Annotated in this window: 21 protein-coding genes; 11 read left to right on the plus strand and 10 right to left on the minus strand. The window is 43.3% G+C overall.

Annotation, left to right across the window (positions count from 1 at the left end):
* Window positions 1-126 precede the first annotated feature (126 nt).
* Together H6G83_RS13700 and H6G83_RS13705 are read right to left on the minus strand one after the other, a co-directional pair.
* On the minus strand, window positions 127-3,465 hold the full coding sequence (locus H6G83_RS13700) for a ferritin-like domain-containing protein (protein ID WP_190472849.1): 3,339 nt from the start codon (window positions 3,463-3,465) through the stop codon (window positions 127-129).
* Window positions 3,466-4,060: 595 nt separating this feature from the next.
* A complete protein-coding gene (locus H6G83_RS13705; RefSeq protein WP_190472852.1) occupies window positions 4,061-5,014 on the minus strand; it encodes a Rieske (2Fe-2S) protein in 954 nt (317 codons plus the stop codon).
* 169 nt (window positions 5,015-5,183) lie between these two features.
* Between H6G83_RS13705 and H6G83_RS35325 the strand changes: the two genes are divergently transcribed.
* Both H6G83_RS35325 and hpnJ read left to right on the plus strand, forming a co-directional pair.
* Complete coding sequence (locus H6G83_RS35325; RefSeq protein WP_199328427.1) at window positions 5,184-5,963, plus strand: transposase-like zinc-binding domain-containing protein; 780 nt, start codon at window positions 5,184-5,186, stop codon at window positions 5,961-5,963.
* Window positions 5,964-6,035: 72 nt separating this feature from the next.
* Window positions 6,036-7,472, plus strand: a complete 1,437-nt coding sequence (gene hpnJ, locus H6G83_RS13715) for a hopanoid biosynthesis associated radical SAM protein HpnJ (protein WP_190472856.1) — start codon at window positions 6,036-6,038, stop codon at window positions 7,470-7,472.
* 50 nt (window positions 7,473-7,522) lie between these two features.
* Here hpnJ and H6G83_RS13720 read toward each other — a convergent pair whose 3' ends face one another.
* Window positions 7,523-7,690 carry a hypothetical protein gene (locus H6G83_RS13720; protein ID WP_190472859.1) on the minus strand — a complete coding sequence of 56 codons (168 nt, stop codon included), beginning with the start codon at window positions 7,688-7,690 and terminating at the stop codon, window positions 7,523-7,525.
* A 2-nt stretch (window positions 7,691-7,692) separates the two neighbouring features.
* Window positions 7,693-8,322, minus strand: coding sequence for a response regulator transcription factor (locus H6G83_RS13725; protein WP_190472862.1), 630 nt, complete (start codon window positions 8,320-8,322; stop codon window positions 7,693-7,695).
* 449 nt (window positions 8,323-8,771) lie between these two features.
* On the opposite strand from H6G83_RS13725, the gene clpB reads away from it, so the two are divergent.
* Window positions 8,772-11,390 carry an ATP-dependent chaperone ClpB gene (clpB, locus tag H6G83_RS13730; protein WP_190472865.1) on the plus strand — a complete coding sequence of 873 codons (2,619 nt, stop codon included), beginning with the start codon at window positions 8,772-8,774 and terminating at the stop codon, window positions 11,388-11,390.
* Between the two features lie 232 nt (window positions 11,391-11,622).
* Window positions 11,623-12,606, plus strand: coding sequence for a hypothetical protein (locus H6G83_RS13735; protein ID WP_190472867.1), 984 nt, complete (start codon window positions 11,623-11,625; stop codon window positions 12,604-12,606).
* A gap of 340 nt (window positions 12,607-12,946) precedes the next feature.
* On the opposite strand, the gene H6G83_RS13740 is transcribed toward H6G83_RS13735, so the two are convergent.
* Genes H6G83_RS13740 through H6G83_RS13745 form a run of 3 tightly spaced genes read right to left on the minus strand, consistent with a single transcriptional unit; the run spans window position 12,947 to window position 13,638 of the window.
* Window positions 12,947-13,168 (minus strand): hypothetical protein, encoded by a 222-nt coding sequence (locus H6G83_RS13740; RefSeq protein WP_190472869.1) that lies wholly within the window; start codon window positions 13,166-13,168, stop codon window positions 12,947-12,949.
* Entirely contained in the window at window positions 13,152-13,337 is a 186-nt protein-coding gene (locus H6G83_RS35335) for a hypothetical protein (protein WP_242044583.1), read from the minus strand. The genes H6G83_RS13740 and H6G83_RS35335 overlap by 17 nt, the downstream gene beginning before the upstream one ends.
* Window positions 13,294-13,638 (minus strand): PIN domain-containing protein, encoded by a 345-nt coding sequence (locus H6G83_RS13745; RefSeq protein WP_242044584.1) that lies wholly within the window; start codon window positions 13,636-13,638, stop codon window positions 13,294-13,296. Before H6G83_RS13745 ends, H6G83_RS35335 begins: the two co-directional genes overlap by 44 nt.
* A gap of 273 nt (window positions 13,639-13,911) precedes the next feature.
* Here H6G83_RS13745 and H6G83_RS13750 point away from each other — a divergent pair, with 273 nt between their 5' ends.
* Window positions 13,912-15,306: a serine/threonine-protein kinase gene (locus H6G83_RS13750; protein WP_190472872.1), complete on the plus strand. Its 1,395-nt coding sequence runs from the start codon at window positions 13,912-13,914 to the stop codon at window positions 15,304-15,306.
* A gap of 249 nt (window positions 15,307-15,555) precedes the next feature.
* Here the strand turns inward: H6G83_RS13750 and H6G83_RS13755 are convergent, their stop codons facing one another.
* Together H6G83_RS13755 and H6G83_RS13760 are read right to left on the minus strand one after the other, a co-directional pair.
* Complete coding sequence (locus H6G83_RS13755) at window positions 15,556-16,131, minus strand: DUF924 family protein (protein ID WP_190472875.1); 576 nt, start codon at window positions 16,129-16,131, stop codon at window positions 15,556-15,558.
* On the minus strand, window positions 16,131-16,694 hold the full coding sequence (locus H6G83_RS13760; protein WP_190472878.1) for an SRPBCC family protein: 564 nt from the start codon (window positions 16,692-16,694) through the stop codon (window positions 16,131-16,133). The genes H6G83_RS13755 and H6G83_RS13760 overlap by 1 nt, the downstream gene beginning before the upstream one ends.
* A gap of 349 nt (window positions 16,695-17,043) precedes the next feature.
* Here H6G83_RS13760 and H6G83_RS13765 point away from each other — a divergent pair, with 349 nt between their 5' ends.
* Together H6G83_RS13765 and H6G83_RS13770 are read left to right on the plus strand one after the other, a co-directional pair.
* Entirely contained in the window at window positions 17,044-17,781 is a 738-nt protein-coding gene (locus H6G83_RS13765; protein ID WP_190472880.1) for a class I SAM-dependent DNA methyltransferase, read from the plus strand.
* A gap of 152 nt (window positions 17,782-17,933) precedes the next feature.
* Window positions 17,934-18,128 carry a hypothetical protein gene (locus H6G83_RS13770; RefSeq protein ID WP_190472884.1) on the plus strand — a complete coding sequence of 65 codons (195 nt, stop codon included), beginning with the start codon at window positions 17,934-17,936 and terminating at the stop codon, window positions 18,126-18,128.
* 286 nt (window positions 18,129-18,414) lie between these two features.
* On the opposite strand, the gene H6G83_RS13775 is transcribed toward H6G83_RS13770, so the two are convergent.
* Window positions 18,415-19,272 carry a metallophosphoesterase gene (locus H6G83_RS13775; RefSeq protein WP_190472887.1) on the minus strand — a complete coding sequence of 286 codons (858 nt, stop codon included), beginning with the start codon at window positions 19,270-19,272 and terminating at the stop codon, window positions 18,415-18,417.
* A gap of 241 nt (window positions 19,273-19,513) precedes the next feature.
* On the opposite strand from H6G83_RS13775, the gene der reads away from it, so the two are divergent.
* The 4 genes from der to H6G83_RS13795 all read left to right on the plus strand — a co-directional run bounded on the left by der (window position 19,514) and on the right by H6G83_RS13795 (window position 23,558).
* A complete protein-coding gene (gene der, locus H6G83_RS13780; RefSeq protein WP_190472891.1) occupies window positions 19,514-20,875 on the plus strand; it encodes a ribosome biogenesis GTPase Der in 1,362 nt (453 codons plus the stop codon).
* Window positions 20,876-20,983: 108 nt separating this feature from the next.
* Window positions 20,984-21,913, plus strand: a complete 930-nt coding sequence (locus tag H6G83_RS13785) for an energy-coupling factor transporter transmembrane component T family protein (RefSeq protein ID WP_190473034.1) — start codon at window positions 20,984-20,986, stop codon at window positions 21,911-21,913.
* A gap of 701 nt (window positions 21,914-22,614) precedes the next feature.
* Window positions 22,615-22,893, plus strand: a complete 279-nt coding sequence (pipX, locus tag H6G83_RS13790) for a transcriptional coactivator PipX (RefSeq protein ID WP_190472894.1) — start codon at window positions 22,615-22,617, stop codon at window positions 22,891-22,893.
* Window positions 22,890-23,558 carry a YggS family pyridoxal phosphate-dependent enzyme gene (locus tag H6G83_RS13795; RefSeq protein ID WP_190472896.1) on the plus strand — a complete coding sequence of 223 codons (669 nt, stop codon included), beginning with the start codon at window positions 22,890-22,892 and terminating at the stop codon, window positions 23,556-23,558. Before pipX ends, H6G83_RS13795 begins: the two co-directional genes overlap by 4 nt.
* Window positions 23,559-23,668: the final 110 nt, after the last annotated feature.

A 23,668-nucleotide genomic window follows, 5' to 3' on the forward strand; every position in this document is an offset into this window, starting at 1 on the left:
TTAAAAATTTTCCTAATAAATAATTGTGATCTAGGAGAACGTAGTGAAACTTCTTGGCGCTCATTCATATCTGATGTTTAGGACTGATGATTGCTCATTTGACCTACATCTGTATTAGGGAAAGAGCTAGTCGGGATTGTTTGCCAATTCTTGAAAGAATCGACTGTAAAAATCGAACATCTCAAAGACAGTACTGTGGATCGCCTCGCATTCCCTAGCCTGATTTCCCAGACGCTCAAAGCGACGAGCGATCGCCTGATATGCTACTTCTGGTGTGGGAATATACGCGGGCGGAGTCGCGATCTCGAATGATGGGGCTGCGGTTTTGCCACGCTTCCCAGAGGGCATAGTCATCAGCAATTCCCCTAGAGGGCGCATCATACCCGTCATTACGTCAATAGCGGCATTCATCAGCTTCGAGCGGCGCAGGCTGCCATAGGGCGTTAACCCGAAATGCTGCACCATCATCTGCATCATCAGAAAGTAACACTCGTTAAAGATTTCCATCACCTTGCGAGTTTGGGGAACTGTAACGATATTGGTGTTGTAATCTTGATGATGCAATGTCGGATTCCGTATCGCGGGGTATGCTGGATTCCAAGGAACCTGGCGGCTAGTTCCAGCATCAGTTACCTGCTCTCGCACCAGAGCCTCAGCCATGCGTCGGAATTGCTGAAAGTGGGATTTCTCAAACTTAGGTGAGGATGAGTCACATCCTTCCCCTTGCTCAACAATTAAATCGATCGCAAAAAGCGCACTGTTAACGTCGTCTACTTGAAATTGGTAATCTGGGTGAGCTTTGTTAAAATCTTCACGCAAAAACAAGTGGTGTTCGCCACCAACACAACCTTTTTTGACTACAATTAAATCTGGAATTGTCTCCAACGCCGAGCGAATCTGACGGTACAATTCGCTTAAGGAACCATAACCGTGGAGGCGATCAGCTGCGGGATCTTTCAAGACAGGTTCGCCAACGAGTTCTTCTTCCAGAAAGTCAGGCCACTCGAAACGCATGAATCGTTGTAGGGTGCTGGCATTTAAGGGTTCGAGAGCAAAATCGACTTCAATAGGGAAGCGGCGATTGATGTTGCTAAAGTTAGGTGTCGCTGGGTAAAAAGGTTCACCCATCGCCATGAGAATGTTATTCACCATTAAAAAGTGGATCATTTCCTCACGGGATATATCTAGTAATACACCTCGCATACCGTAATCGCGCACTTCTTTTCCGTCACCACAAGCTAGGTGCAACTGCTCGTTTGTCCACAAACCCCGACGCACATACTCCTGACCTGTAGCGTAGTTGGGGATGGAGTATGCTGCATAAATGTATTGCAGCATAACCGCTATCTCCAGTTCCGCAGCATGTCGCAAAGCCACCACTAATTCATCACGGGTTTGGATGGTGCGCTGGGTGCGCTTTGGCTGTGGGACTGCGTTGGGAATGTAACCAACTCGCTGTTGATTAGCCAAGAATTTACGTAAAAGCATTGCTTTAGGCTGAGACATATCTCGCGTTGGTGGCATGTAATAAGTCTTGTTTTTGTTGCGAGGATCGGACATCTGCCACATCAAGCGGGCATAGTTTTCTACCTTGCAACGGTCAGCTAGGCTGAAAACCTCGGCTTTCATAAAGGAGAAAACCAATTCGTAATAAGCTAGGATTTGCTCATAGATCAGGTGGAAATTGACTGTCTCATCCTCAATTTTCTCCAAGTGCCAATCGTTTGTTAATACCCGGACAGCAAAGGAACCAGCACCAGACCAAAAGCCGAGTAAATCATCGTTATCGTAGGCAATAATTGCCTCGTCGGGATGGTGGGAATCGCCGGGTCGTTCATCGGATCGAGCCGACAACAACACCCTTGTAGTTCCTGGTTGGACACCAAGTAGAGTTACCCACCCACATCCCCTCTCATCCGTTGAGATGACACAACTAGGGGCAAAGCCGATTTCCTGCTGTTTACCTGGCTTGAAATTCACAATTTCCATTTCCCAACTATGGGGAAAATGGAAAGTCTCACCAACTCTAGCCGGGTCGCGTTCAAACTCATAGCGTAGCTGGGGCAATCCTTTGGGATTGTAGAACTGGCGCAGATAGACGGACTCAACTGGTGCAGGATTTCCCCGCACAAAAGACCGCACCTCTAGTTCCACAGCGTAGTCTTCACCCCGTTGCCAATTGGGGAACTCTAGGAACAAGCAGGCTTGATCTATTTGCAGGTTAATCTCTTCCTCTTGAAGCAGAATCTGCGGTTGTCCGTCAGGCTGCGTCGCAATTATACATAGACCCTGTTGTAAAATTTCATGACTCAGGTCTTCAAAGGGTTCCATTAGTGGTACATCTACAATGCCACTGGTAAGTTGATGTGCCTCTTGTTGATAAGCATCTTTAGGGATTCTTGCTACTAGCCGCAGGCTTTTGACTGTACGCAATTCTAATTCACCCAAGTCAAGCTTGGAAGCGATCGCATGAGTTGGCCCTGGCCCCGGTTTTGTCGCTCGCCCCAGACAAGGCACTGCTGTCACCATATTCAGGCTTGCCCCCTGGCGAGTCACCTGGACGGTAAGATTGGATAATTTCTTTAAGTCAGGTTGTAAGTGACGGGGAGTCAGTAGCCGACCATGTGGATAGGTGCTAAGTTCTCCCTCACACCACAAACCGATGGTTCCGTGCAGTTCCCAGAACACAGGCGAGTCTGGTTCCTGCGGTGTTGACATATTGCTCAAGCCGAATTGTACCACTAGCCCCAATACGTCGTCCCGGTTCATTGCCTCACGTAACAAGACAACTGTTGGTGAAAGCGCTGCTTCTTCGCCCCATAATAAATCTGCCGATGCTTTAGAGATGGTAAATTGATGCACCGCCGCACGCCCAAACTCACTGTTGAGACAATGTTCAGGCAATTCTTGGATGTGGTTGAAGTTCTGCCAACGGGCTGGCTGCACCCCCTCTACAGGGGCTGAGAGCATATTTGAGACTTCGTGGGAGCCGCCAAGACGACCAAAGGTTAGTTGACCTACCATAATTGTGGTAGTCCAGTTGGAGGCTGGATCGCAGTCGAAGATGCGGGCGCGATTAAAGGTAGTGGCTAAATATTCGTTGTAGTGACCCCACATATCGATATTACGTCCCACCACTGGATCGCACTGATCAACTTGTCCTGGTTGCTGTTGTGTGCTAACAATTTGTGCTTCAATAGCGAAATGACCATTACCCCCAAAGTCCCATCCCATCGCCATACTGAAGGGGCCATTTTCATCCCAATGACCTTCACTATTAAACCTGGTTCCTAGTTGGTAGAGGTATTCGTGGTACTCGGATACAGGACGGCGGTGGTCAAAGCGATCGCCGTTCATGTATACTGTATTTGTACTAAGATCCACTAGCCCATTTTTGTGTCCTGTAGGAGCATGAGTGCGTGCAAAGCCTTGAAAGTGCAATCGGGGAAAATCCAAAATGCTCATGGCAGATTCCTGAGAAATAAATGGCAGTATTTGCTTGATCTGGCTTTTCCTGCAAACTTTTTTCGGGCATTGCAGAATGCTAGTTTGAAGGTGGATCACCTCCCAAGAAAGCACAGCAGGAGAAGGTTCTTATATTGCCTTTCTTCATGCTTAACGATTTAAAAGCTATGTAATAGGCTTGATTTTAACCTTTGCGTACTTTTCAGGGTGCATTGAGCAATTTATGCAGATTGCTCATAATTTTACATTTTTTACACAATTGCAGTTTAGGAATATTCATAAACCTGAGTTAGACTTGCAGCAGAGTGATTCGACACTTAGGTAAGCAGGTTTTTGGCTAAGTTGACTACCTTATGCTTGTTTAACAAAGGCAGGGAATAATATATAAAAAAAGGGCGTTGCTGAATCAAGATATGAATTTGTCTCACGCAAAGGCGCATTCGCGCAGCGTCTCGTAGAGAAGGCGCTAAGTTACAAAGAAAAAGGACGGTCATTTTGCGATTTCATATTCTAATTCAGCAACGCCAAAAAAAGATTATCAACAAGCTGACACAATCATACTTTCAGGCGGAGAATATCTACGCCAAATTATCGCTTACCATTCATGATATAGCTTTTGGGCATGAAACATAATTTCTTCATTGGGTAGGCGAATCTTAGCGGGCTGGCGGGGGTAAGAAGTTTCAATGGCGTTGGTATCTTGCTCTATTACTGTTGTTACTGCACTTAAGACAAATTTCCCCAGTAGTGGTTTGAAAATTGGGTGCTTGGGTTGAATGTAGACTAAAACGAAGGTTTTAGTTTGTGTGGGAGTTTCTGGATACAACGCATGAACTTGCAAAACTTCACCAATGGGGAAAGTCGCACGAAAAGTTGTTAGTGCGGGAAAAGCATATTCTAATGTGCTAGTGTAAGTCTTGGGTGCAGTCAAAATCAGAGGATTGCGGAGGATATCATTCCAGGTAGTATCGTTACGGTCTAATTCTTGCACAACTTTTGCCCAATATCCGTCATACTCAAATACGGGGATGCGATTGGCTTTAATGCCAAATAACTCGCGGTGTGTGCCGCTTTGATGGTTGTAGTCATAGTTGATGGATATGTTGTCCAAAAAAGTACCCCGAATACTCTTTTCTCCAGCAACTCCCAAAAAACTCATACCTGCACTGACTTTGGAGATCAAATCTGGGATGGGAATTTTGGGATCATAGCCGCCGTATGTCCAAATACAATCATCTTTAATCACGATTTCCAGAGGATTTAACAGGGGTTGACTGCTGACTTTACCGCAATTGTGCAGTCTTCCCTGCCCATCAAACTCTAGCGCATGGAAAGGACAGGCGATCGCATCTTTATTTTGACAAATCCAGCCATCTGATAACGGTGCTTGCATATGAGGACAGATGTTATCAAGGGCAAACACTTCACCTTGCTGATTTTGCCACAGTACATAGTCCTGTTCATTAAGTGTGACTTTATAAGGTTTGTTAATGCCCAACATGGAACGATGGGCAATTAACCAAGGTGCACCCGGCAAAATTGCTTCCATATAAGTCTCCCAAGGATTAGTTTTAAGTTAGGGACATCCCAAATTTTCTTGTAGGATGGGCAGGACAGCCCGTCCTAGATTCTGGGCGGTAATAGAGTAAAATTGTGACAAAAGTTTCATCTTTGATTTTTAAAATACGACATATCATTCACATTTGTCAACTAGGAACGTGACTAAACCAGAACCTACCCCAATGCGCCGTCAACCCAAGCAAAAGCGCAGTCAACAACGAGTAGAGAAAATTCTCCAAGCAGCAGCAGAAGTTTTTGTAGAAGTGGGATATGAAGCGGCGACTACCCACATGATAGCGGCGAAAGCTGAAACGGCGATCGGTTCTCTATATCAGTTTTTTCCTGATAAATTGGCAATTTTTCACGCTTTAGAAGCTCGTCACATGGAACGGGTAACAGTTATTCATGCTCAACTAATGCAGTCAGCAGATAGGGAAAAGCCATTATCAGACTTTATTGAACTTGTGGTGAATACTTATGCTGAATATTTTGCCGATCCCATGCCGCGTATTGTGTATATTCAATATTTTCTTGCACCAGAGTTATTTAAACTATTTAATGAAAGCTTTAATGAGTGGTTGATAAAAGAGTTTGCTAGCTTGTTTCGCGGTTGGAATCCCGACTTAACTGTAGAAAAAAGCGAACTTTTAGCAGAAACGGTTCATTTATGTTACAACACCTTACTGTTCAATGCTTTACGCCAGGATAAGCAGCAAAGACAAGCTCGATATGCAGAAATTAAGGCTTTATTAGTGGCATACTTGACACCCTATGCAGAGCGATCGCCACAACAGGTAATGAAAGTAATGATATGTCCTCACTGTCATTCATCTCGGTTATCAAAAAATGGGCATCGCCACGGCAAACAACGCTATCTCTGCAAAGACTGCGGTAGACAGTTTTTACAGAGGCAGGAAACCTCATGCAATAAATTGTGACAATATCTGTTGTTAATCCCCAGAAAATACTTAAGATAAATAACGATCTTCTCAAACTGCGGAGAGATATCAGTGAAGAAAACGCTATTCCTCAATCCTCCTTCATTCGATGGGTTTGACGGTGGTGCAGGTTCCCGATACCAAGCCAAACGCGAAATTACATCATTTTGGTATCCGACATGGCTGGCACAACCTGCGGCGCTTGTACCTGGTAGCAAGCTGGTAGATGCGCCACCACATGGTCAAACTGTGGAGGATGTGCTGCAAATAGCTCAAGATTACGAGTTAATTATTATGCACACTAGTACGCCATCATTAGCTAATGATGTCAAGTGTGCTGAAGCGATTAAGGCAAAAAATCCCAGTGTAAAGATTGGTTTTGTTGGCGCTCATGTGGCAGTCTTACCAGAGGAGACGTTGCAGCAGAATCCAGTAATTGACTTTGTGTGTCGCAATGAGTTTGACTATACCTGTAAAGAATTGGCTGAGGGTAAGCCTTGGGATGAAATTAAAGGCATCAGTTACCGCAACCAGTTCTCCCAAATCCGTCACAATGAAGAGCGTCCCTTAATTCATGATTGGGATGCTATGCCTAGCGTCCTACCAGTTTACGCCCGTGATTTAGATATTAGTAAGTATTTTATCGGTTATCTCCAGCATCCTTATATTTCCTTTTATACTGGGCGCGGTTGTCCGGCAAAATGTACCTTTTGTCTATGGCCGCAAACAATTGGCGGTCATCTCTATCGCCACAAAAGCCCGGAGGCGGTAGGACGAGAGATGGCGGAAGCTAAAGCCCTATTCGGCGACAAAGTGCGGGAGTATATGTTTGATGATGACACATTTACCATCGATAAACATCGTGCGATCGCCATCAGCGAACACATGAAGAAACTCAAGCTAACTTGGAGTTGCAACGCCCGCGCCAATCTCGATTATGATACCCTCAAACAACTACGGGATAATGGTTTACGCTTGCTGCTAGTTGGGTTTGAATCTGGAAACCAAGATATTCTCAACCGCATCAAAAAAGGCATTAAGTTAGAAGTGGCGCGAGAATTTATGAACAATTGCCACAAACTAGGAATTACCGTCCACGGAACTTTTATCATTGGTTTACCGATTGAAACTCCCCAAACCGTAGAAGAAACAATCCGATTTGCTTGTGAACTCAGTCCCCACACGATACAAGTTTCCATTGCTGCACCTTATCCGGGAACGGAACTTTACGAACAAGCCAAAGCTAACAACTGGTTTACTAATCAATCTCTGGTAGCTGATTCTGGCATTCAAACTTCTACACTGCAATATTCCACCCTTTCCAGTGCCGAAATTGAAGATGCTGTTGAGCGAATGTACCGCAAATTTTACTTCCGCCCCAAAGCTATCATCCCCATTGTGCGGGAAATGTTGAGCGATCGCCAAATGCTGGTGCGTCGCTTACGTGAAGGTGGGGAGTTCTTCTCTTACTTGAAGGAACGGCGATTAACAGCGCAAAATTCACATTAAGGCAGGTGACAGTTGACAGTTGACAGTTGACAGTTGACAGTTATCAGTTGTCAGTTGTCAGTTGTCAGGAGGTAGGAGTTAATTATTTCTTCCTCATCTCCCCCCACTCCCTCATCTCCCTCATCTCCCTCATCTCCCTCATCTCCCTCATCTCCCTCATCTCCCTCATCTCCCTCATCTCCCTCATCTCCCTCATCTCCCTCATCTCCCCCAGTCACCCTTACAACAGAATTAAACCAAGTCGCACACCAACAGTAACAGCTTCGGTGCGGGTGGAAACGGCGAGTTTCTGGAAAATAGAGGAAACATGAAACTTGACTGTATGTTCGGAAATTTGCAGATTTTTGGCGATCGCTTTATTCCCCAACCCAGAACCCAGCATTTGTAAAACCTCAATTTCTCGTGGTGTTAAGGTTTGTACCGCATTCGGTGCTGCTTTTTCGCGGACAGATAAAAATTCTAAAATGTCTGGATGTAGGACAACCAAACCAAGAGCGATCGCTTCAATTGCTGTCAAAATTTCCAATTCTGTACTATTATCAAGTAATATACCCCGTACACCAGCACCTATTGCGGCTTCCGTATCGATTTGAGCCAATTCTTCCACAATCAACATCACCCTTAACGGGTCTTGTTCCTCTTGGATGAGTAGTAATTTATCCCAAAGGTCGGGAGAATCATCATCCAAATCTAACAGCAATACATCCGGTTGTAATTGCTTAACTTCCCTTGCTAGTACATCCACATCAGATACACTTCCCACAACCGTCATTTGCGGATCACTCGCCACCACAGCCGATAATCCCGCCCGTACTACAGGGGAAGCAGCAACTACCATTACTCCAATCATTTCCCCTCCACCTTAATAGTCATGAGATACAGATTGTGCTAGGGACAATTCTGGCTTGCCACAAGTTGGCAGAGACAGAAATATTTATTTAACGTGAGTTCGACCAGTGCGGTTTTGACCTCACCCCCAACCCCTCTGTCTTGAAAAGTTCTGAACGCCGGAAGCCGGCGCACCCTACGGGAAGCAAGCTACAGACTTTTCGCTCCTACGAGGAGAGGGGTTGGGGGTGAGGTATTTTTTCGTTTCTCCTCCCTCTCCTCGTAGGAGAGGGAGGTTGGGAGGGAGAGGTTCATCGAACTCACGTTTATTAAATAGAGAAGTAATACTACTCTCTTAAGACGTGAAGACCGATCCCGCTAATGATGCGACTCTCCGTAAAATGACGATAGAGAACAAATAGTTCCACCTGCATTCTCTGCATTTACATTTGGTCGTCCCTCAATTAGCCTATGCAACCAACTAATCCTAATCAATTTACCGAAAAAGCCTGGGAAGCGATCGCCCACACTCCTGAGATTGCTAAACAGCATCAACAGCAGCAAATAGAAAGCGAACATCTGATGAAAGCGCTACTGGAACAAGATGGTTTGGCCAGTGGGATTTTGACCAAAGCAGGTGTGAACTTACAAAGAATTAGCGATCGCACTGACCAATTTATCCAACGTCAGCCCAAAGTCTCTGGTAACAGCACCTCAGTTTACCTGGGGCGGAGTTTGGATACTTTATTAGACCGGGCGGACGGACATCGCAAAGATTTTAAAGACGAATATATTTCTATTGAACATTTATTATTAGCTTACGCCAAAGACGATCGCTTCGGTAAAGCTTTGCTACAAGAGTTCGGCTTAGATGAAAGCAAGTTAAAGAATATTATTAAGCAAGTTCGTGGGAGTCAAACAGTGACCGACCAAAATCCAGAAGGCAAATACCAATCGCTGGAAAAATACGGGCGTGACCTCACAGAAGCAGCCCGTAAAGGTCAACTTGATCCAGTTATTGGTCGGGATGATGAAATTCGCCGCACCATCCAAATCCTCTCACGCCGCACCAAGAATAACCCCGTGTTAATTGGTGAACCCGGTGTAGGTAAAACGGCGATCGCCGAAGGTTTAGCCCAGCGTATCGTCGCTGGTGATGTACCCCAATCTCTCAAAGACCGCAAGTTAATCTCCTTAGATATGGGGGCGATGATTGCGGGGGCAAAATTCCGGGGTGAATTTGAAGAACGTCTCAAAGCAGTATTAAAAGAAGTCACCGAATCCGGCGGTAATATAGTTTTATTTATTGATGAAATTCATACCGTTGTTGGTGCTGGTGCAACTCAAGGGGCAATGGATGCTGGCAACTTGTTAAAACCCATGTTGGCGCGGGGTGAACTGCGTTGTATTGGGGCGACAACCTTGGATGAATACCGCAAATATATCGAAAAAGATGCGGCACTGGAAAGACGTTTCCAACAAGTTTACGTAGACCAGCCTAGTGTAGAAGATACCATTTCTATTTTACGCGGTTTGAAGGAACGTTACGAAGTCCACCACGGGGTGAAGATTTCCGATAGTTCCTTGGTAGCAGCCGCTACATTGTCCAGCCGTTATATTAGCGATCGCTTCCTCCCAGACAAAGCCATTGACTTAGTAGATGAAGCCGCCGCTAGGTTGAAAATGGAGATTACCTCCAAGCCAGAAGAACTCGACGAAATCGACCGGAAGATTCTGCAATTAGAGATGGAAAAGCTATCTCTGCAAAAAGAAAGTAATGCAGCTTCCCGTGAAAGGTTGGAAAGATTAGAGAAAGAACTGGCTGACCTGAAAGAGGAACAAAGAACCCTCAGCGCCCAATGGCAATCGGAAAAGGATGTCATTACTAAATTACAATCTGTCAAGGAAGAAATTGACAAAGTTAACTTAGAAATTCAGCAAGCCGAGAGAGATTACGACCTCAACCGCGCCGCCGAACTCAAGTATGGTAAGTTAACCGACTTGCACCGCAGACTGGAAGCAACGGAACGGGAATTATCCCAAGCCCAAGGTTCAGGTAAATCTCTGTTGCGGGAAGAAGTCACCGAAGCTGACATTGCGGAAATTATCTCTAAGTGGACGGGTATTCCCATCAGCAAGTTAGTAGAATCTGAGAAAGAGAAACTCCTACATTTAGAAGATGAATTGCACCGTCGGGTGATAGGACAAGATGAAGCCGTGACAGCCGTCGCCGATGCAATTCAGCGATCGCGTGCTGGATTAGCTGATCCTAATCGTCCCATCGCCAGCTTTATCTTCCTCGGCCCCACTGGTGTAGGTAAAACCGAACTGGCGAAGGCGTTAGCCTCCTATATGTTCGACACCGAAGAAGCCTTGGTGCGAATTGATATGTCCGAGTACATGGAGAAACACGCCGTCTCCCGGTTAATCGGTGCGCCTCCAGGTTACGTAGGCTACGAGGAAGGCGGACAACTGACAGAATCGATTCGTCGTCGTCCTTACGCCGTCATTCTCTTCGACGAAATCGAGAAAGCCCACCCCGACGTATTTAATATTTTCCTGCAAATCCTCGATGATGGTCGTGTAACTGATGCCCAAGGTCATACTGTGGACTTCAAGAACACAATTATTATCATGACCAGCAACATCGGTTCGCAGTACATCCTCGATATTGCTGGCGATAACTCCCGTTACGACGAAATGCGCCATCGGGTAATGGAGGCGATGCGGAATAGCTTCCGTCCTGAGTTCCTCAACCGGATTGATGAGGTAATTATCTTCCACGGTTTGGATAAGCGGGAATTGCGGCAGATTGTGCAGTTGCAAGTGGAAAGGTTACGGGCGAGATTGGGCGATCGTAAGATATCTCTCAGACTTTCCGATGCAGCCCTTGACTTTTTGGCAGAAGTAGGGTACGACCCAGTGTTTGGGGCGCGTCCACTGAAGCGGGCGATACAGCGCGAGTTAGAAACGCAAATTGCTAAGGCGATTTTGCGCGGTGAGTTTAATGATGGGGATACGATTTTTGTCGATGTACAGAATGAAAGATTGTCTTTTAGTCGATTACCTGTTGAGGTGTTTACTAGTTAGTTGAAGGAAGATTAGCTCACGCAGAGGCGCAAAGACGCGAAGGAGTGTCTTTGCGTTTTTGCGTCTTTTAGGAATAATTATTCAGTAAAAATTTTATTCCTAGTAATCACTTTTCTCAGAAAGCAAAGTGATTAGGATGACACAGTTGAGTTTTATAAGTTAAAATTTATATTTTTAGAATGTAGTATCTACTGGCATGGATAACTTTTTATCTCCACAAGATTCAGGCTTCGTGTCTCAACCTTCTTCAGCAATTTTGCCTCTTGATGAATATAAATCGATATTTTATCAACTTAATGCTAAACCTGATACTGAAATACGCCTGCTCTCTGATGGTAGGACGTTTGGAAAGACTCTAGAATTGGCAGATATTATAAGTATTAACGAACGAATCGGATCTAAACTCAAAAATCATGATATAACTGCTGATATTACATCTCTCAACTTCATTCTCACAAACAAGAAAATAAAGGACTATTCTAGTTGGGCTGAGTTTGATAGAGAGAAGTGGGATACTGTGAATGAAAAGATAGAATCATTTACTATTAACTGGGATATTTTAATTAAATTACCACAGTACCAGCTTCCTCAAAGACATTCAATAAAATTAAGAATTGGTACGGTTATTCCACCAAAAGATGTATTTCAGTTATTGCTTACAAGTGATGACGTTTTAGAACTACTTGAAACAACGGCAGATGGTATATGTAAAATTGATTTTATTAATAATATTCTTGCAATAGAATTACTAAACATTATTAGCAACTGGTACGAAGGTTTAAAGGAATCACCAAAACCTAATATTATTCATCGATTTCTTAAAAGTCAAGGCTCGCTTGTAAGCGAAATTATTCGTTGTGCAACACCAATTTTACTATTAATTATTGCCTATATATACTCTGAATACTTATTTATAATTTTAGGTATAAAAAAGGATATATCAATTGATAACTTTTTTATATTTTTTATATTGTTAATAACAATTTTTACATTTGGTTCATTTGTTGGCAGAAAAATTGAGAGGTCTATAGATAGAAAAATCAATAAGTTTGAAGAATATCCAAAATTTTCGATTACAAGAGGAGACAAGAAAGCAATCGAAGATTACGAGAAGAATAATAAAAAGTTAACTATGGAAATTGCTACTCGAATTTTTTGGATCTTATTTAGTATGCTTTTTTCTTTTATTTTCAAACTGTTTATACAGCATATCTAATCAATAACTGGGTTATCCTGAATAAAATATTCTAGCCATTGCTATTTGGACTTAGTAGGGTGGGCAATGCCCACCAAAACCATGATACTTTAAGCAATAATCCTAAATTTATTGAGTTAATTGAGCGATCGCCCACTCAGCGAAGTTAGCTTAGGCTAGTTGTTTGTACTAAATTAAACTCAACCCAATTGTCAATCCGCGAACTACCACCTAGTCTTCCTCCTTGCAATGTGTACAGCAATCAAATGAAAAATGCTGTATTTTATAAATGTGAGTTTCAGATGTGAAAAAAGGCAATGATATTAAGCAAATACAGCTACTTACCATATTCTTTAATTCACTACTCAATAATTTCGTCATAGTCATTAGTGTCTTCTGGTAATTCTTTCATTTGCGCTAACACATCCGCCAAAGTTTTATCATCTAGCCATTGATGTCGTTCTTTGGTATAGTCTCCTTTACCAGGACTGAAATATTGAATAAACCGAATAGTATCGGCAACTCCTAAAGAATTAATTAAAGCATCATAGCCCTGTTTGATAATTTCATGTTGGGTTTTCATTATTGCTTTCCTCGGCTTGTATGATTTCAGCTAGCCATTGCACAGGATTGTTAACTTTAACGTTGATTAATTGATAGTTTTTTTGAGCTTTCTTGAAGAGTCTATCATCTGTTGTGAGAAATACATCAGCCTGACTTTTTTTCAGCGCTAGCGATGTGGATAGCATCATAGTTGAAGAATCCTAATTGTTGGAGTTCGGCGGCTCTTTTTTCAATGAATGCACTATTAAGAACTTTAATTTTAGCAATGCCAAGTAATTTTTTGACATTTTCTAGTCTTGATAAATCAGGTGTTTGGTTTAATTCAGCGATTAAAGCACTGCTGTTAATCAGTTTCCAAATCCCTGATTGACATTGACTTATAATTGTCATAACTGCCTGTGCTTCTAAATAAATACGCAACTGTGTCTGGTCATCAAATGGACGATTCAAACAACAAGCATCAAGATAGATTTTATATTGTTTGCTCATAGCGTTTAGTAATAATCTTAACTTACTGAGTTAATTGAGCGATCGCACAATCAGCGAAGTTAGCGTAGGCTTGGTTTAGGCTAGTTGTACTGAGTTAAACTCAGATCAGTAATGAAACTATAAGCTACGTATTTATACAGGAATAAAATAAGATATTCATAGAGATAAACTGATGATATCAGTAATAACTCTCAATTATTGCTTGGGAATAAACTTTAAGGAAGGTAAAATACAGAGATTATTGTGTGTTTCCTAAAATAGGCGATCGCCTTTATGTTGGGTCGGTTACTAGACGGACGGTATCGGATTATTCAAACTTTGGCTTCAGGTGGCTTTAGTCAAACCTATATTGCTGAAGACACTAAACTTTATCACAAGCACTGTGTGGTCAAGCAACTGAAGCCGCAAGCCAGTGAACCTACGACTTTGCGGTTAGCTAGAAGATTATTCGCCGCAGAGGCGCAACTTCTGCATGAATTGGGGCATCATGACCAAATTCCGCAATTACTAGCACATTTTGAAGAAAATGAGGAATTTTACCTAGTTCAGCAATTGATTGTCGGTCATCCTTTAAATAGAGAACTGACCCCTGGGCAAAGGTGGAGTGAGGATTATGTAATTAATCTGTTACTGAACATCCTTCAACCTCTAGCTTTTGTTCATGAACATCACGTCATCCATCGGGATCTCAAACCCTCCAACTTAATTCGACGACACAGCGATCGCAACATTGTTTTAATTGACTTTGGGGCAGTTAAACACATCAGTACTCAAGTAGCCAGTGTTCCAGATAGAACTAGAATGACGGTCAGTATCGGTACACCAGGATATATGCCCAGCGAACAGAGTCGGGGTAGCCCTAAATTTAGTAGCGATATTTACGCTGTTGGCATGATTTGCATTCAAGCATTAACCGGCTTAATGCCTGACCAGTTACCAGAAGATGACCATGCAGAGATGAGATGGCGACACTTAGTAGATATTAGTCCTGAGTTGGCAGATATCTTAGACAGAATGGTACGCTATGACTTTCGGCAAAGATACCAATCAGCAGCAGAGGTACTAACATCTGTACAAGAGTTGGCATCTTACGCAGCACAAGCACAGTTAAGCACCATAACCCTACACTCTCCACCCCCTCCGGTTCTGCCTCAATATCGTCAAGAAACTGCCTTACCAGCCGAACTTTTATCTAGTGAAATACCTACCGTAATAGCGCCCCACATAAGAGTGGGATGGGGCTTTTATCTCCAATGGGTATTTATCACTATTTTTGGTTACGTTGGAGGATTTTTAATCGGGTTTAACTTGTTAGCAGTAGCAGGAGACTTGGCGGCTGTTTGTTTTTGGGGGTTAGCAATTGGCGTGAAGCAGTGGTTAATATTACGTCTGAAAGTTTTCCGTCCTTCTTGGTTGTGGATATTTACAACTAGCCTATCTGTGGTTATTCCTTACTTGTTAGTAGGAGGGTTAAATAACTTTTGGGATTTTGCCCTATTACACGGATTAATTGTGGGGATTGCACAATGGCTAGTTTTACGGCGATTAGTTGATAAAGCTGGTTGGTGGCTATTAGTAAATGCCCTTGGTGGTTGGGTTGGAGGACTTATTTCTGGTGCGGTCTTAGTTTGGTTGTTGCGGCATCCAAAAATCTCCAATAATGGTTGATTATAACACAATACGGTTCAGATAATTACTTACGATATGGTTGATTGAGTCGGTAATGGGTAATAGATAATTGTTTGTTACCAATTACCCATTACCAATTACCAACCCCCAAGATATGATATACAGCAGTTTCAATATTCGTGAAATACTGTAGAGATTGACATGTAACGTCTCTACATTGTTTTGGGTTCTATGCTAGTACCTCATCTACCCAAAATATGCTGTAAAAAGCTTGTTGCAATAATTAACCTAAAAACTTGAGCCTGGTTGCTTGAGAAATTCTTCCTCTTCGGGAGTAGAAACACGTCCTAAAATAATGTTGCGATGAGGGAAGCGTCCAAAACGCTCGATGATTTCTAGATGTTGCAATGCGTATGTAATTGGTGATGCACTCTCAGGATCATCATTTAGTTGCTGAAACAGCTTCACAGACTGATGCTGATGGGCTAAGTTTTCGCTATGTTCAAAAGGTAGGTAGAAAAACCACCTTTGTACAGGGAGAAATTCGCGGTCATAACCTTGGGTAACAGCGTGCTGGGCGGCTGCGAGTGCTTTGGAGTCAGTTGCAAATGCGGCGGGTGTTCCCCGAAAGATATTTCGCCCAAACTGATCTAGCAGCAGAATTAATGCTAAACAAGTGGCGGGTGAATTTAACCAATTGTCTAGATATCCTGCTGCTGCTTGTTGATAATCTTGGAGAAATCGAGTTTTTAGTTCCTCATCTACTTCGGGGTTTTTGATAAACCAAAACGGCTTTGATTGACCATAATTAGGTTCATCAGGATGACCAAACCAGAATTGTAAGATACTCTGTGCTGGTGACATTACTTTGATTGATTTTGACAAATTACTTGTCGCATTTTCCGCATATTTGCGGGCAATTCCAAGTTCATCGCTTGTTGAATGAATATGGAAGGTACGGGGATATTAGGAGTTGCTTGGACACCGTAAATTAGCAAAGTTCCGTTACCGCAATCTTGTAGTTCTAAATTGGCTGTAAAGTCAATAAAAGTTCCCTTTTCCATACGGAATTGAATTTTTTGACCTAGCACTTCTACAACGTTAAGATAAATCTCGACTTGAGCTGTGAAAAAAAGGAAAGCTTTTTGTGCTGCTTGATACAGACGTTTAACTTCCCCACGCTGTAGAACTTCGCTTTTAGTCACGTCTGGAAAGTATTGTACCCATCGGGGGTAATCAGTGACTTGTTGCCATACCTGCGATCGCACCAAGGGTAAGTACATACAAGCAGACACCGCACCACCCCAAGCAGTATGCGATCGCGTTTCTACTAATATTTCACCCTGCATCAACAACTGTTGTTTTTCTTGACTCCAAGTCATATGAGTACCTTTAATAACTGAGTCGGAAATATAAGATGCAGACATAATAAATTATGGTCACTCCTCAGATTTTCCACCTTATAGGTTAAACTACAAATCATCTTTAAGCATGAAATTTAAACTAATCAATTCTAGTCCTACTTCAACGCCCAGGTTTTCTGCCACGAAGCATCTTTAAGTTATTTTTCCGAAAATTTACTTAAAAAACCGTATATGCAACCACAATATAAATTTTATTTAAAGTTAGATAAAAATAAATGGGAAGTGAGGAGTGGGAGGAGATGAGGGAGATGAGGGAGTGGGGGGAGATGAGGGAGTGAGAAGAACTATGGACTGTTGACTATGGACTGTTGACTATGGACTAATGACTATGGACTAATTCTCAAGAAAATATATGGAACAGGCAGGCCCAGATTTCTATAATGATGAGGCAGTTTTTGCCAACTACATGAGCCTTCGCCAGCGTGTAGATACGGCTAACGACACCTTAGAAAAGCCAGTGATAATGAATCTCATTCAACCTATTATTGGCAAACGTATCCTTGATTTGGGGTGTGGCGATGCGGCTATAGGTCGAGAACTCCTCCAGTCCGGCGCAGTTAGCTACCTTGGCGTTGAAGGTTCTCATAAAATGGCGGCTGTGGGGAAGCAGACACTCGCAGACACCACCGGAGAAATAATTCTCCAGACGATTGAGAATTGGACGTATCCCCAGGCAAGTTTTGATTTAGTCATTGCTAGACTCTCCCTGCATTATATCGCCAATCTCGCGCCAGTTTTCACCAAAGTTTTTCACACACTCTCACCTACAGGACGGTTTGTCTTTTCCGTCGAGCATCCCGTAATTACCTCATGTGACCAAGGCTGGACATCTGGGACACCGCGCCAAGATTGGTTAGTCGATAATTATTTTACGACCGGAGAGCGAGTCACGCATTGGCTCGGTGGTACAGTAAAGAAATATCACCGCACGGTGGAAGACTATTTTCATCTTCTGCAACAAGCAGGGTTTATTATTGATGATTTGCGGGAAGCCTGTCCGCAACGCGAGAACTTTTACGATATACAAACTTACGAAAGGCGATCGCGTATTCCTCTGTTTTTGATTCTCGCAGCAAGTAAACCAGCATAACAGGGAACAGGGAACAGGGGACAGCGTTGAAAGTCTTTGTTGAACGCTCAAAGCCTTTCAATAACAAGGTTGATACTCAAAACTCACCACTGTGCTATGAATGCCTGTTACCGTGACATTATACAGCAAAGTTGAAAACCAAAGGAAACGCAGTGACTCAATCTTCCTTAAACCGCAAATTAATCCAGCTTCTAGGCGTGCTGCTAGGCATTGGTATAGCCACCTGGCTGCTAAGAGGCTTTGGTATTCTCACCTTTATTCCCGGTGGAGTAATTTTACTATTTTTTCTCGGTGCGATCGCGATCGGTCTAATAGCCTACGCCCAAAAAACTTGGTGGCGTTTTTAGAGTCAATGGTCAATAGTCAACAGTCCATAGTCCATAGTCCATAGTCCATAGTCCATAGTCCATAGTCCATAGTCAACAGTCCATAGTCCATAGTCAACAGTCAATAGTCAACAGTTATTCTCCCCCACCTTCCTCATCTCCCTCATCTCCCTCATCTCCCCCACTCCCTCATCTCCCCGTTCCCCTCCAGGGAGGGGCTAGGGGTGGGTTACTCCCTCATCTCCCCCACTCCCTCATCTCCCCCACCTTCCTCATCTCCCTCATCTCCCTCATCTCCCCCACCTCCCTACTCCTTCTCAACCAAGGTAAAGACTGTAATTTCTGGTCGCGCAAACAAGCGCAGGTGCAAGCCTGTCATTCCCAAGCCTCGGTTAGTGTGTAATAGCATATTGCCTACTTGATATCCTCCTGCGTAATACTTTCGCGCCCAAGGTGGTAGAATCATTGGCTTGAAAAAAGGTAGGCGTATTTGTCCACCGTGTGAATGTCCTGACAGTTGTAAATCAAATCTTCCCGTAGCTGCGCTATTATTGGCAAAGTCTGGTTCATGGGCTAATAAAATTGCCGAACCATCCTTTGGTAATTGCTGCAATACTAAATCCAAGCGGTTTTTACCCATTTGTACATCATCCACCCCAGCAATGTGTAACTTAGCCTTGCCTCTTTTTATGGTATTAACAGTATTACAAAGATGAGATATACCACTTTGTTCGAGAACTTTGATTAGGGCGTTGGTATCGTTCTCATGGTCATGATTACCCAAGACTACAAAAGTTTGGTCTTTGGGTGTAAGTTGTTCTAAAGCAGGCTGAAGAGATGGAATCAACGACGAAGAATTACGGGTAACTAAGTCGCCTGTGATAGCTACTAAGTCCGGTTTTTGTTGGTTGACTAAACGAACAATACGCTGTAGGCGTTGCGTTGTCATCCACTGGTCACGGTGAATATCGCTGATTTGCACAATCCGATAACCATGAAATTCCGGTGCTAGATGGGGTAAAGTTAGTTGTAAAGAATTAATTTCAATCCAATTCGGTTCAATCAACTTGGCATACAATAGAGTACAAAATCCTAACCAAAATAACCAGCGAATATAAGGCCAAACGAATCTCCTGGCTTTGATGAGCCACTTGCGATTTTTCAAGACTTAATCTCCTAATGATGTGACTGCCAGTTATGCCGTGATGTGATTTCTTGAAACTTGGCGCTAAATCATCTAGGGGTGGAAAGAACTATAGCTGTAGTCACATATATGACAACACCTTAAAAGCGTAAATATCACCAACAGTAATGTTTTCCCCCAGTCGCCAATCCCCAGTCGCCAATCCCCTGCGATAAAATGTTAAAGATGTGATATATTATCTCTCTTAACTTACCCTTGGTTTATGGGACTGCCAATTGTTGCTATTATCGGTCGCCCAAATGTGGGCAAATCTACCCTGGTTAATCGTCTCGCCGGGGAACAAACGGCGATCGTCCACGATGAACCGGGTGTGACACGCGATCGCACTTACTTACAAGCTTATTGGGGCGATCGCGAATTTCAAGTGGTAGATACAGGCGGTTTGGTCTTTAACGATGACACAGAGTTCCTACCCCTGATACGCCAACAAGCAATGGCGGCGCTGACTGAAGCCAGTGCAGCAATATTTGTTGTCAACGGTCAAACAGGCCCCAATTCAGCAGATGAAGAAATAGCCGAATGGTTACGCCAACAACCAGTACCCGTGTTACTCGCAGTCAATAAATGCGAATCCCCAGAACAGGGATTGATTCAAGCTGCGGAATTTTGGCAACTGGGCTTAGGAGAACCATACCCGATCTCTGCAATTCATGGCAACGGTACAGGTGAGTTACTTGATGAACTCATTCAACACATTCCGGTGGTGACGGAAGTAGAAGAAACCAACGAAATTAAAATTGCCATTGTCGGACGACCAAATGTCGGTAAATCAAGTTTATTAAACGCTTTTGTCGGTGAAGAACGGGTAATTGTTAGCCCCATCTCTGGAACAACCCGCGATGCAATAGACACTTTTATCGAACGGGAAGGACAAAAATATCGTTTAATTGACACAGCCGGGATTCGCAAAAAGAAAAGCATTGATTATGGTACAGAATTCTTTAGTATCAACCGTGCTTTTAAAGCCATTCGCCGCGCTGATGTGGTTTTATTGGTAATAGATGCCCTTGATGGAGTTACCGAACAAGACCAAAAATTAGCCGGGAGAATTATCGAAGAAGGTAGGGCTTGTGTCATCGTCGTTAATAAATGGGATGCGGTCGAGAAAGATTCATATACTATCTACGACTACGAGAAAAATCTGGAAGCCCGGCTACATTTTACAGAATGGGCTGATACTATCTTTGTCAGTGCGCTGACAGGACAAAGGGTAGAAAAGATTTTAGAGTTGGTGGTTAAAGCCAACGAAGAACACAAGCGCCGCGTCAGTACCTCAGTAATTAACGAAGTTCTCGAAGATGCTGTAAGTTGGCACTCTCCCCCAACCACTCGCGGCGGTCGTCAGGGTAGAATTTACTATGGTACGCAAGTCAGCACCCAACCCCCAACTATCGCCCTATTTGTCAACGACGCTAAACGCTTTAACGAAAACTACCGCCGTTACATCGAAAGACAATTCCGCCAACAATTAGGCTTTAAAGGTACACCCATCCGCCTACTCTGGCGCAGCAAAAAAGTTAGAGATGCAGAAGTTGGTAGTGTCAACCGCGCAACTCGCGTTTAAGATTGGTCAACAGTCAACAGTCAACAGTCAACAGTCAACAGAGTTTCGGACTATGGACTATTGACTATGGACTATTGACTATGGACTATTGACTATGGACTATTGACTATGGACTTACTGCGATCGCTACCTTTAGGACTATACTTAGAACAGCCCCAAACTTGGTTACATAAACTCGATCCGCGAGTTAAGTTCATTTGGTTAATGAGTTTTCTTACCAGCTACAGTTTTGCCAATAACTTGTGGCGGGTACTACTGGTAGCATTATTAATAATTCTGACTGTCACTGCCCAAATTCCCCGACGAGTATGGCAACAGCAGATGGGCTGGTTATTAACATTATCATTTTTTGTGTTGCTCATCGGAGCCATTAGTCCTGATGCAATGGGTGTAGAATACCAACCACGCCTCCCAGCCAACCCCCAAGTTTTAACCCAGCCAGCCAACACAAATAATTCCCCAACAGCCCCAGAACCAGTAAAAAGTAGTAAAAGCTATAGTTACGTCTTATTTCACAAAGGCCCAGTCAAAGTCACCCGCCGTTCTCTAGATTTAGCTGTCAGCCTGAGTTCAATTTTGTTTACCGTAATCTACAGTTCTACCTTATATTTACTGACAACCGCACCAGAAGAAATTACATCTGGTATAGAAAGCTTAATGCAGCCCCTACGCCGATTTAAGATACCAGTAACAGAACTGACATTGACTTTAACCTTATCCTTACGTTTCATTCCCCTAGTTCTAGAAGAAGTGCAAAATCTCATCCGTTCTGTGATGACTAGGGCGATAAATTGGAAAAAACTCGGCTTAAAAGGTGCAGTTAAAGTTTGGATGATTGTAGCCGAGAGACTATTAGAAAACTTGCTACTCAGGGCTTCGCAAATGGCTAGCGCCATGACAGTACGCGGTTTTACCAGCCCCAACGAACACCGAGTCCCTTGGCACGATTTACGCTTAAAATCATGGGATTGGCTAGCGATCGCTATTCTTACCATATTTTGGGGCATCAGAATAGTCTTTGGCAATGAAATTTCATAGAAGCTAGGGACTGGGGAAGGGGAAAGGGAAAGGGGGAAAGGGGGAAAGGGGAAAGGGGAAAGGCACAACTGACAACTGATAACTGATAACTGATAACTGATAACTGTCACCTGTCAACTTTTCCCCAAACTGTAGCAATACCGACTGTTATCACAAACAGTTATTAGGAAAATTCGCCTGTTGGCTATTTTGCTCTAACAAGCGATAATTATGTAAACATGGAGAAAAGTTAGATTCAACAGCAGGATAAAAGTCTGTGCCAACAACTCCAAAGGGCGCATCTCAACGTCACTGGAAGCCGCCAACAAACGCATCAGGGATTTTCTGTGCTGCCAATGACAGTTGTGAGAGGGGGACAGTTGACAGGTAATAGGTGACAGGTGACAGGTGACAGGTAACAAGAGTTATAAATTCTCCTCCATCTCCCTTTTCCCCTCCTCTTAGGGGTTAGGGGTGGGTTACTCCCTCATCTTCCCCCACTCCCTCATCTCCCCCATCTCCCCCCACTCCCCCCACTCCCCACTGCTGGCTTAGTCTACCAATGAAGAATGAGATCAAGGTCTTCATAAGCACAATTTAAGGGTAAAATTTGCTGATTCTCACCTGACTGTATCCCAATATTCTGGCGCAAGAGAAAATATCGTCCGAATATGGGAATTTGATTGCAAAAAAAATTATAGATTCTGCTACTTGATTGATAGATGAATCCAGAAACCTCGGAAACTTACATAAATCACCCTACTTGGGGTTTGCTATATCGGATCTGTATGGTTGATGAAAACCAGGATCTGTTTACTACACTTTACGCCCAACGCTTGTTTTTTCTAGTAGTGAATGACATTAAAGCGATTAAGTTCCAGCCTATAGGACGCACTGAAGCAAGAATGCTGTTGGAAAATCGTTTACGGACTTTACGTCGTAATGGTCAATCACAGGAGTACGATCAGCTTCAGAGTGTTTTCCAACGCACCTTCCAATGATGAGTTCGATTAGCGAACAGGTTACTCAAATTCAGGCCTCCCTACCGCCTTCAGTCAGGTTAATTGCTGTCACTAAGCAAATGCCGACTGAAGTTATTCGTGCTGCCTATGCTGCTGGTATCCGCGATTTTGGCGAAAATCGTATCCAAGAGGCGGCTGCTAAACAAGCCCAGTTACAAGACTTACCGGATATTACTTGGCACTTTATCGGACATTTGCAAACGAACAAGGCCAAGAAAGCTCTAGAACTATTTGACTGGATTCACTCTGTAGATAATTTGAAATTAGCACAGCGCCTAGACGAATTAGCCCAACAGCTAGGAGTTGAGCCAAAAGTTTGCCTACAAGTGAAAATCCTTCCAGACCCCAATAAGTCTGGTTGGACTGTACCAGAGCTACTAACCGATTTACCAGCACTTGACCTTTGTAAAAATTTACAAATTCAGGGTTTAATGACAATTCCGCCCTTTGGTTTAGATAACGCGGAAATCCTTTATGTATTTAACAGCACTTGCAAATTAGCCAAGGAAATTGCGGAAAAACCTTGGTCACACATTCAGATGAATGAGTTATCGATGGGTATGTCAGGCGACTACCAACTAGCAGTGCAAGCAGGCGCAACGATGATTAGATTGGGAACTATTTTATTTGGCAAGCGTACTTAAGCAAAAGTACTAGTGCTGGGTCTACAGTATCGATTAGTGCTGGGTCTTGGGTACGCAAATTTGCTGCCCATACCAGTGCAATAAAATACTGTAAAATAAATTAAACAAAA

Source organism: Anabaena azotica FACHB-119 (genome assembly GCF_014697625.1).
GTDB classification, from domain to species: domain Bacteria; phylum Cyanobacteriota; class Cyanobacteriia; order Cyanobacteriales; family Nostocaceae; genus Trichormus; species Trichormus azoticus_A.